The following is a 9879-nucleotide window of genomic DNA, read 5'->3' as shown; positions in this document are numbered from 1 at the left end:
GACGGGGGTTATAAGGGATGGAACCCTTATAGAGAAAGGCATGGCTGCGATTTTTGTCAATTGTTTTTGCTCTAGAGCGAACTAATCAATTAAGTCTCTTGCCAGATAAGGATTTAGTCAATTTATGCCCTCCTATCGAACCATACCAAGTAACGAAGAACCTAATTAAATTAAAAATGGACTATGCCGAAATTAACCTTAAGCAACGAACAAGTAATCGAATTAGTCAAACAACTCCCCGAAGACCAGAAACGAGAAGTTTATAAAATTCTCATCCTCAGTCAGTCGGACCGATGGGAATCCTTGTCTAACTACGCCATTGACAAAGCTCGAATCGTGGCGAAAGAATGCGGCTATGATTGGGATACCATGACCGAAGAGGAAAGAGAAGAATTTATCGATGAAATCGTTCACGAACCATCATAATATCCACCGAATTTACAGAGTATATAGCGTTTCCCAATCTCATGAGGTACACCAAAATCTTAACTCCTGACTCGGAGACTCCTGACTCCTCAAAACCTAAGACTCTGTACCTCACCACTATGGGAATTGCTATAAAAGAGCATAATAAGGGACTATTAAGACAATTCTTACCCAAGAAGACGAATTTTAAAATCCTGAAGCCAAAGGAGGTAGAAAGAGCCGTAAACTTAATTAACAATCGAGGCGGCTCCATAACAGCTTAAGCTAGAGCTAGTAAATATAAATAGCACCCTGTTGATTGATGTTAAAGGTGGTATAACCGGGGGTACTCCCCGGAACTTTGGTGACAGTAATCGTGACTAAATTATCATCATTGACTTCTACGGCATAGATTAAACTAGAAGAATAGGGATCTGCGGCTGCATTAGCTCGATTAATCAGAATATATGCTGGAATTACGAAACCTTTTAGGGTTGTCTCCGTACCGGGAGATAATAATTGGGGAGAGGAATTAATATTGGCCGATAGGTCATAATTGAGGTCAATATCGGTTTGATTGATGATTTTAATCTCCACGGGACGACTCGTATTCACCCTAGCAACAGGCTGCCAAGGACCGGGTTGAAAGGTGGTAGCAGGGGGATTCTGAGCGGGTAAAGAGGGGGGAAAAACTAATCCCAGACTTAACACTAGGGAAAGAGTCAAAAAGCGATCGCATTTCATAGATAAATCCTGGTCTAGGGTTTTCATCCTATTTTAGGGAGGTATCCCCAGTGTTTTATACTGAAAGTAGAAGCTTTTGAAATTGTCTATAGCATTGATTGATCAGCTATCAGGGAATATCCTAAGCTTCCCTGATTTTGCTCTGTAAACAAGGCTAAATACACCCATTTTTCTCGAGAAGTTTCCCTAGTAACCCCTATCAACGGTTTAACTTAGGTTGAGATTGATTATATGCCTACTATCGACATATCGGGAGTATCCCACAGTTACGAGTTATTTTCGCCCCAAGCGGATAAACCAGTTTTAGTCTTTATACACGGTTGGCTGCTGAGTCGTCACTACTGGCAGCCTTTGGTAGATATTCTCTCCCCGGATTATCCCTGTCTAGTCTATGATCTCCGGGGCTTTGGCGACTCCCAAAAAATCACCTCTAACAGTCCTCCTAGCAGTTATAACCTTGAATCCTACTCCCAAGACGTTATTACCCTTCTTAACCGCTTAAACCTCGATGCTGCTTGGTTAGTTGGTCATTCCCTCGGTGGTAGTGTTGCTTTGTGGGCCGCGGATAGCTGTCCTGAACGGATTAAAGGGGTAATCTGTATGAATGCCGGCGGTGGCATCTATCTAAAGGAGGAATTTGAGCGATTTCGGGAGGCTGGAAGACAGATTTTACAGAAAAGACCCTCTTGGTTGCCCCGTGTTCCCTTTATTGATGTTTTATTCTCGCGGATGATGGTCAAGCAAACCCTAGGTAAAAAATGGGGCAAACAGCGCGTGATTGATTTTGTCCGGGCCGATTACCAAGCGGCCCTAGGGTCACTTTTGGAAACCACTACTATCAGCGAAGTTCATCTTTTACCCCAGATTGTCTCCCGTCTCCCGCAACCGGTCTATTTTCTGGCGGGGAAAGAGGATACGATTATGGAAGTTAAGTACGTTAACCATCTGGCCAGTTTTCATCCCTTGTTTGAAACTGGCAGCAACGTCATTGAGTTATCCGATTGTGGTCATTTTGCCATGCTGGAACAAACAGCAGCGGTGGCCCAAAAGATGATGGCTATTTTAAATCTGCATCGCAGTTAGAACCTTTAGGTAAGCGCATTCTTGAACTTTTCCAACAGTTTCTTAACTCCACAAACAGTGAACTAAAAACTCAAATCTGATCCCTGATAGCTGTCTCGGAGTCTCCTACTTAATGTCTTAGGCCATAATTAAAACTCAATAACTTTAACCAGAGGCGAGGATTGTCTTTTTCTAGCCAGCTTTGCCAGTTTTTTAACCATTGGGGAAACCAGGGACCCAAAAGCAGATTTTTGACTCCATCAAGGCTAAAATCGAGATAGGAACCCAACCAGCGAATTAAATCCTGACTGCCGGCCATTTCTGCTATCCATAACAGTAAAGTGGGGTTTTTTCTGGCCGCTTTAATTGCTAAACGGCTAAAGGTCAACCAATCGGTTTTATCCTTAATAAAGGTTTCAGAAACCTCCGGCGGTTCGTCGGCCAATAAACCGAAAAATGTGTTTAACATGGCGTTAATTCTTTGGGGGGGTAAGGTTTTTCCCGTGGGAACCATCATTCCTTTAGAAAATAACCAAGTTACCGCCACATTACTTTGATAGGCCCGCACGTTTTCTAGGTCTTTAGCTGTTAGTAAATCGTGTTTTAAGGCCGTATCCAAAAGATGGGTTAAGCGCTCTAAATTACGCACCAAAGAACCGAATCCAGTAAAGATTAAGGGTGATTGCAGGGAGGCGGCATCACCGATGGCTAAAATGCGATCAAAGGAGACAATTCGATCTTTTTTTCCTGTGCTAAAATGCCCCGGTATATAACCAAAGGTGGGTTTTTTCCAAGTTAATTTTTCTGGGTCACACTGTCGATATTCGGGCAGAATAGTAAAGAAATCTTCGTACATTTCTAACAGAGAACCGGGGTTATCGGGATGGACTTGATGATAGTGAAATAGATAAAAGGTTAATTCTTTTCCTTCCCCCGGAAATAATTCCCAAATTAATTGCCTACCTTTAGAAATATCGCCATGGGAATTTAAGACATCACCATAGTGAGAATCCCACACCACCGGATCGAATCCTTCTACTACTGCCCCCACCGTCGGACAGACACTATCAAAGGCACGCACTCCGTTTAATTGCCAAGCAATGGCAGAGGCGGAACCCATGGCATCAATCAATAAACGGCCTTTTATCTGTTGAATTTCTCCACCACGATTAAGGGTGACAGTAACACTATTAGCGGTAATATCAGCCTTAATAAATTCCGTTTGATCGAGAATTTTACCGCCATAGTACTGTATTTTTTTAGCGCAGGATTGCAGCAATTTATCGGAATTAATGGCGATATTTAAAACCGTGGGAGTATGGAGAATTTTGGCTTTCAGATGGGGGGGATTATTGCCATCAAAAAACTTATTAAAGCCATCGATGTATTCTTGGAAGATTAATTCCTCGAATTCTTCGGCGGTAAATAGGCCTAAATTAATTAAACTTTGAAACTCCGATCGAGAGATATTCCATTCCCGATTCATCCGTCCGAAAGGTAGTCTTTCTACTAAGAGGACTCGATAACCTAATTTGGCCATCTGTGCCGCATGAATTGCCCCCAAGGCACCACCAATATAAATTAAGTCGTAGGTGATGGGATGATTATTTTCCTCGCTGCTAGAGAAAATTACCGGCTGCGGTTGTTGGGGATTTTTGGCACTGTCGCGCCAACGTTTTTCCCACCAGTACAAACGTTCTAAATCTGCCTCCCCTTGCGGCATTTTGCGGAAGTAGTGAACCGTTAGGGGATAGTCCGCTTCTAAATCTGTAAAAATTGAGTGATTTTTTTGATCGATATTTGGTAGCGTGTTATACTGCGGCGGAAAACGCTTTTGTAAAGCTCGATCGAGCTGCCGAGTCAGGGATGTTTCTTGATCATGCGATCGCTCACCCCAGCGGAAAACTTTTAAATAAGTAGTCCGTTGCAGCGTCCAGACAAAAATCGACAATTCGATCGCCTCCGATAAGCGCAATCTCACCCCGTTAGGTGTATTTGTCTTGACACCGTTTGCGGGTTGCCAATCGGATTGTAACCACTGACAAACGGCGATCAAGTCAGGAGTCGGAATTTCTCTGTAAAGTATTTCTTTCATCTTGATTTAGTTATTACACCCAAAAATCGTCTGATTACGCTAGACTACACAAAAAGTTTTCTGAAAAAAGTTTAAAAAACTTTACATACCTAGATTAATACACAGCCTACCCCATCTGATTATGAATTATCCCATCCCGACTACCCCCGAAGAAATTGCCGCCCTCCGACAGCGTCCCGTCGATGAGGAGATGATCGCTGCCGTGATTGCGGGAATTATTAGAATGGCCCGCGCTCAGGGTCAATCTCTCGATGATCTGACTGAAGAAATTCTCGCAGAAGACCCGATTTTAGATCAAGTGCAACGACGTTGGTTAAGTCAGCTTTTGACTAATGCTTGGCAAAATTTAGCTGGATGGGTGTAATTGAGCGATGGAATGGCTAACAATCACTCTCGCTAGTGTTTTGACCCTGTTAACTCCCGCAGGGGCAATTATTGATACGGTTTTAGCCCATACCCTTCGCTCTCAAGTCCAAAAAGTGGAACAATTAGCCGTGAGGGTCGATAATACTCCCAATTATCAGGTTCTGCAAGGCAAAATCGATCGAGTTCGCATTTCTGCACGGGGAATTTATCCCCTTGCTGGTGTTCGCATTGAGAAGATCGAGCTAGAAACTGAGCCAATTAGCCTCGATTTGCGGCGATTACAGCAGAAAAACAGCAGTTTAGCCGCCGCACTGCGCCGACCAGCTGCGGGAGCTTTGCATCTTGTCCTCACGGAAACTAATGTTAATCAAGCTTTACAATCGGCAGCGGTCAAAGAACAAATTCAGACCCTGATTAATAATCTGATTCCCTCTAGGGAAGAATTTGGTAGCACAAAATATCAACTTAGTCAAGCAAATTTTAATTTTCTTAATAATAATCGAGTCACCCTCAGCCTGCAGCTAGAGACACAACGGCCAGACGAACCAGCATCCACCCTCAATCTGAGCTTAGAAGTGGGATTTAAGCTAGTGCAGGGGCGAAAAATCGAGCTTATTGACCCCACAGCCACTCTTAATGGTCGTCGCATCTCCTCGCGCCTTCTCAAGGGGTTTGCCGAGGGTATATCCACCCAGTTAGATTTAAAAAACTTCGAGAAACAAGGAATTATCGCCCGCCTTCTCCAATTGCAGATTGACGATGATAAGCTGAGTATAGCCGCCTTTGGCAGCATTGAACCTCGATCGGGGAACCCCAATTAAATTTAACGGTCAGAAAAGAGGAGATATTTCAGTGATCAGTGATCAGTAATCAGTAATCAGTGAAAAGAAAACGGCAATTTCTATTTCAGTGATCGGTAAAAAGTGAAAAGACACTGGGAAACTGCTATTTAATACTGCTCACTTAATACATACCAATAACTGATAACTGATAACTGATAACTGATAACTGATAACTGATAACTGATAACTGATAACTGAATTATGCCTAGTTCTCGCTCTAGTGATAAAATCTCTTTGCCTTGGATAATTGGTATCGGCCTCGCTTTATTTACTGCTGGTGGGGCCACTGCTTGGTTTGCCGTCCATCACCTATCTTCCCCCCAGAAAACTAGCGAAAACCCGATTGAATCTCCCAGTCCGGCGCCGATAAGTCAATCGCCAATTGTTGAACCGATTTCTCCCGGTCCAGTGAAGACAAGTCCGACAGCAACTCCTGCAGCTATTCCTGTTAGGGAAACTCGACAGGTTTATTGGTTAAAAGTGACCGATAGGGGTAATCAATTAGTCACCCAAGAAATTACCGTTCAAAAAGCGGATAGCGACGACCGAGAGTTAACAGCAGTATTGCAAACTCTATTAGCAGGTCCAAGTAATCCTCAGGATATGACTACTATTCCCCCCGGGACTAAATTACTTGATTTAAAAGTAGATAAAACGGGAATTAAAGTTAATCTCTCGCGGGAGTTTGGCACTGATGATGGTCCTGATATGTTGATCGGTCGTTTGGCACAAATCATCTATACTACTACTACCGAGGATCCCAATGCCAAAGTCTGGATTCAAGTGGAAGGAAAACCCCTAGAATTATTAGGAGAAGGCCACGGTATTGAAGTTGCCCAACCGATGACTCGTAAGTTTTTTGAGGAGAATTATCAATTGTAAGTTGTCCGCGCATTTAAATTGTTTGTTGCGATAGCAAATTGAGGTTAACTAGGGGGATTACTGGGGGGATAGGGAAAAAGAATTGGATAGGGAAGTTTAATTCCTTCTTGCTGATATCGTCGGTGTAGGAGTTTAATAAATTCGTGTTTAATGGTGAGATGTTGAAAAAATTCTTCTTCTACCACCTTGAGATAGACTGTTAGCACAATGCTATAGTAATCGAATTTACCATAAAGAATCAAGGGTTTATAGTTACCGAGGTGAGGTTGCAATAACTGAGCGATTTCTTGCATAACTTCTAGGGTAACTTTTTCGACTTTTTCTAAGTCACTATCGTAACTAATGCCCACTTCCACGGGAATCAGTAGGGAGTGATCTGGTAAACTATAGTTACGGAAACTAGAAGAAATGATCTGAGCATTGGGAATGACCAAAAGATTATTGGTAATTTCTTCGATGACTGTGCATCTTAAATCCACATCTCGCACATAACCAGCTTCTCCCGTTCTCAGTTCAATATAATCTCCCGGTCTAACTTTTTTAGAAGTGATAATATTAATCCCTGACATTAAATTAGCTAGGGTATTTTGGAGAGCTAAACCGAGGGAAACACCCCCAATACCAAAGGCAGTAAGCATCGGAGTTATCGAAATGCCAATCGAGCTTAAAATCAGCAAAAAACCGCAGCTAAAAATCAGAACTTTGGCGAGAAATTCAAATAGGGAAGTTAGGGAAGAAATGCCATCATCTCCCGTGGTATAAACTCGTAATATTTCCACGGATAATTGAGCAACAACCCAAGTAGCCGAAGCTAAAAAAGCCACTAGCAGCAATTTTTGGCTCAGGAGAATCAGGGAGGGAAAGAGGGGAAGATTGGGAAGGGAGAGGGCAATATTTAACCCCAAAAGTCCGAACCAAAGTATGCTTAATCCACGAAGGGAACGTAAAACCCCTTCCGAGAAACGCAGGTTTTTTTCTCTGGCAATCGATAAAAGTTGACTGACAACGCGCTGTTCTACGAGCCATCCCAACAGCAGGAAACTGAGGATGATAGTGATAGGTAAGATAATATAGGGCCAATCTTCCAGTCTGGTTAATAGGTTCATTGCTAGAGGGTTAGAAAAAGATGCAGTTTTGTCTTATATTATTCTCCATTTGCCTATCTCTAGCAGGGGCGGTGGAATTTTCGGGCAAAAAGTTGCAAAATGTAAAGAGAAACTCACCTTTCCTTCGGCGGCCTTCGTGAATAGTCAGTTATTTAAACCAAAATTCGGGCTTTATCGACTCTTAATAGTTATAATCGTGGTTTTGTTGCTGATTAGCACCTTTTTAATCACCTTTCATCTGGCTAAGATGTCGGATCCTTACATTAAAGAGGTTTTATCCCTACAAGGTAATGTCAGTCGCGGTTACGAAATCTTTCAGATTAACTGCGCTGCTTGTCACGGTCAGTTTGCTGATGGCATCGTCGGACCGAGTTTAGAGGACGTTTCCCATCGCAAATCGAGAATTAGTCTGATTGAACAGGTAATTAGCGGTAAAACCCCGCCGATGCCCAAATTTCAGCCTGATACTCAAGCTATGGCCGATTTATTGGTTTATTTAGAAAATCTTTCAAAAAACTGACTTGAAAGAGGGTGTAGGGTGTAGGGTGTGGGGTGTAGGGAAGGAAACCTCTTTCATCTGTGGGGGTGAAAACTTTTTCATCGGGACTGACTCTTGGCTGAGATTGATGGTAAGCTAGGACGCGTTGAAACTGGGTGCAGAGTGGGAAGCGGGGGAAGTGGGGACGTGGGGACGTGGGAAGTGGGGGAATTTCAACTAAAACCCTAACACCCCCCGCAAAGCGCACGCAGTGACCACCCCAAAACCCAACCCCTGACCGACTGATAAATTTTACTTATATAGAAAAATTTTGCTTATATTTGGGTACGCTAGTAGAGACACTTAACGATAAATACTTATGTCTTGGCATTCCCAAGTTGAACCGGCAATTATCCAAGGGGATTTCTGGCAAGTTAGCCAGTTTTATCAAGAATTGATAGAAAAAGAACCCTTAGAAATTAGTCATTATTGGTATTTAGGATTGGCCTATCTTTTAGAAGCTAGGGAAGAAGAAGCACAAACCACATGGTTATTCGTCCTCAGTCAAGGGGATGAAGGGGAAATGACTGCGTGGACAGCAGATTTAGTCAATATTTTGGATGGGGAAGCGCGAAGACAATTAGAGTTAGGCAATTTAGAAACCAGTTGGTTAATTCGAGGACATATTCGCGAGATTAGTCCCGATAATATTGATAATTTACTGCGGTTTATTTTATTAGCAATTAATTTGAATTATTTTGAAAAAGAGCAGTTAAAAACTTGGTTATTTGTCGATGTGTTAAAAACAAATGATTTCCAGAGTCTCGAGTTAAGTTTATTAGCAGAAGTTTTAGAAAAATTTCTCGATTCTCAGATACCAGAAACCGTCCCCTACTTAGAGGCAATATTTCAATCTAACTGTCAGCGACAAACTTTTATCAAAGTAGTAGAAGCTAAATTACCTTCTCTAGGCATACCATTGGCTATTGATATTATTAATACTTGTTTAGCAGTAGAACCAGGGCAAATTTATCTGTTAGCTGAACTGTATCAATGTTATTTTTATAATCGAGATTTTGCTGCTGCTATGCAAGTAGCTAGTCAATTAAAAACAAGTTGTCAAGGGTTGCCTTCTCAAGCTGTAGCTGATTTTCTTGCTCTTTATGTCAAATTATTTAGTGGTAATTGGGTCGATATTAAGGCAGATGTTGAAGAATATACAGAATCCTTGCAAAAAACCATCGCTAATCGAGAATGTCCCAGATTACTGGATAAACCATCCCTAGCAATTTTATCCCCTCTAGTTTACCTAGAAGATAACCCACGAAAAAACCGTTACATTAGTAATTGTGTTGGTCAACTTTTTCAGGGATATGTTTGCAATAATTATAAGGGTAATTCTCTTCACAAATCGACTATTAAAGATACCAATAAAGTTCTAAAAATTGGCTATATTGCCCATACTTTATATAATCATTCTATCGGATTGATCTCTAGATGGTTAATGAAGTATCATGACTATAACCAGTTTCATGTCTCTTTATACCTAGTATCTCAAAAAGAAGACCTTATCACTGAAAATAGTTTTAGAAATCAGGTAAATGCTTGCTATAATTTACAGATTGATCCTCTAATGATTGCTGAAAAAATCAGTCAAGATAATATTGATATTTTGGTAGATTTAGACAGCATCACTAATAACACAACTTGTCAAGTCATGGCACTAAAATCCGCACCAATACAAGTGACTTGGTTAGGTTTTGATGCGTCAGGAATTCCTGCAATTGATTACTATCTTGCTGATAATTACGTTTTACCAGCAGATGCACAGGAATATTACCGAGAAAAAATTTGGCGCTTACCTAATTCCTATATTTGTGTGGATGGTGTCGAGGTTGC

At 41.7% G+C, this 9879-nt stretch carries 10 protein-coding genes and 1 pseudogene; 8 read left to right on the top strand and 3 right to left on the bottom strand.

What is annotated here, in order from left to right:
- The first annotated feature begins 183 nt into the window (after positions 1-183).
- Together EWV66_RS19015 and EWV66_RS19010 are read left to right on the top strand one after the other, a co-directional pair.
- Entirely contained in the window at positions 184-426 is a 243-nt protein-coding gene (locus EWV66_RS19015) for a hypothetical protein (RefSeq protein WP_052275303.1), read from the top strand.
- 131 nt (positions 427-557) lie between these two features.
- Positions 558-668, top strand: a pseudogene (locus tag EWV66_RS19010) (IS30 family transposase); the annotation flags it as partial.
- Positions 669-696: 28 nt separating this feature from the next.
- Here EWV66_RS19010 and EWV66_RS19005 read toward each other — a convergent pair.
- The gene (locus EWV66_RS19005; RefSeq protein WP_287107549.1) at positions 697-1149 is read right to left on the bottom strand and encodes a hypothetical protein; all 453 of its coding nucleotides are present in this window, start codon (positions 1147-1149) and stop codon (positions 697-699) included.
- Between the two features lie 231 nt (positions 1150-1380).
- On the opposite strand from EWV66_RS19005, the gene EWV66_RS19000 reads away from it, so the two are divergent.
- Positions 1381-2232, top strand: a complete 852-nt coding sequence (locus EWV66_RS19000; protein WP_002766855.1) for an alpha/beta fold hydrolase — start codon at positions 1381-1383, stop codon at positions 2230-2232.
- A gap of 109 nt (positions 2233-2341) precedes the next feature.
- Here EWV66_RS19000 and EWV66_RS18995 read toward each other — a convergent pair whose 3' ends face one another.
- Positions 2342-4306 carry an FAD-dependent monooxygenase family protein gene (locus tag EWV66_RS18995; protein ID WP_287107548.1) on the bottom strand — a complete coding sequence of 655 codons (1965 nt, stop codon included), beginning with the start codon at positions 4304-4306 and terminating at the stop codon, positions 2342-2344.
- Between the two features lie 121 nt (positions 4307-4427).
- Between EWV66_RS18995 and EWV66_RS18990 the strand changes: the two genes are divergently transcribed.
- The 3 genes from EWV66_RS18990 to EWV66_RS18980 all read left to right on the top strand — a co-directional run bounded on the left by EWV66_RS18990 (position 4428) and on the right by EWV66_RS18980 (position 6396).
- Entirely contained in the window at positions 4428-4670 is a 243-nt protein-coding gene (locus EWV66_RS18990; protein WP_002763591.1) for a hypothetical protein, read from the top strand.
- 7 nt (positions 4671-4677) lie between these two features.
- The gene (locus tag EWV66_RS18985) at positions 4678-5493 is read left to right on the top strand and encodes an LmeA family phospholipid-binding protein (RefSeq protein ID WP_052275304.1); all 816 of its coding nucleotides are present in this window, start codon (positions 4678-4680) and stop codon (positions 5491-5493) included.
- A 222-nt stretch (positions 5494-5715) separates the two neighbouring features.
- On the top strand, positions 5716-6396 hold the full coding sequence (locus tag EWV66_RS18980) for a GerMN domain-containing protein (protein WP_072923833.1): 681 nt from the start codon (positions 5716-5718) through the stop codon (positions 6394-6396).
- Positions 6397-6440: 44 nt separating this feature from the next.
- On the opposite strand, the gene EWV66_RS18975 is transcribed toward EWV66_RS18980, so the two are convergent.
- Positions 6441-7502, bottom strand: a complete 1062-nt coding sequence (locus EWV66_RS18975) for a mechanosensitive ion channel family protein (RefSeq protein WP_287107547.1) — start codon at positions 7500-7502, stop codon at positions 6441-6443.
- A 28-nt stretch (positions 7503-7530) separates the two neighbouring features.
- On the opposite strand from EWV66_RS18975, the gene EWV66_RS18970 reads away from it, so the two are divergent.
- Positions 7531-8022: a c-type cytochrome gene (locus EWV66_RS18970; protein ID WP_052275306.1), complete on the top strand. Its 492-nt coding sequence runs from the start codon at positions 7531-7533 to the stop codon at positions 8020-8022.
- Between the two features lie 337 nt (positions 8023-8359).
- Positions 8360-9879, top strand: a 1520-nt coding sequence (locus EWV66_RS18965; RefSeq protein WP_287107546.1) for an O-linked N-acetylglucosamine transferase family protein, incomplete at its 3' end; no start/stop codon positions are given.

This window comes from Microcystis sp. M_OC_Ca_00000000_C217Col (assembly GCF_007095585.1).
Lineage (GTDB): Bacteria > Cyanobacteriota > Cyanobacteriia > Cyanobacteriales > Microcystaceae > Microcystis > Microcystis panniformis.
Note: the sequence above shows the minus strand (reverse complement) of the source record. Positions and strands in the feature narration are given on the sequence as shown.

Excerpts from the sequence above, each read along its gene's own strand:
- EWV66_RS19005 (WP_287107549.1), bottom strand. The coding sequence starts at position 1,149 with ATGAAATGCGATCGCTTTTTGACTCTTTCCCTAGTGTTAAGTCTGGGA.
- EWV66_RS19000 (WP_002766855.1), top strand. The coding sequence starts at position 1,381 with ATGCCTACTATCGACATATCGGGAGTATCCCACAGTTACGAGTTATTT.
- EWV66_RS19015 (WP_052275303.1), top strand. The coding sequence starts at position 184 with ATGCCGAAATTAACCTTAAGCAACGAACAAGTAATCGAATTAGTCAAA.
- EWV66_RS18980 (WP_072923833.1), top strand. The coding sequence starts at position 5,716 with ATGCCTAGTTCTCGCTCTAGTGATAAAATCTCTTTGCCTTGGATAATT.
- EWV66_RS18985 (WP_052275304.1), top strand. The coding sequence starts at position 4,678 with ATGGAATGGCTAACAATCACTCTCGCTAGTGTTTTGACCCTGTTAACT.
- EWV66_RS18990 (WP_002763591.1), top strand. The coding sequence starts at position 4,428 with ATGAATTATCCCATCCCGACTACCCCCGAAGAAATTGCCGCCCTCCGA.
- EWV66_RS18975 (WP_287107547.1), bottom strand. The coding sequence starts at position 7,502 with ATGAACCTATTAACCAGACTGGAAGATTGGCCCTATATTATCTTACCT.
- EWV66_RS18995 (WP_287107548.1), bottom strand. The coding sequence starts at position 4,306 with ATGAAAGAAATACTTTACAGAGAAATTCCGACTCCTGACTTGATCGCC.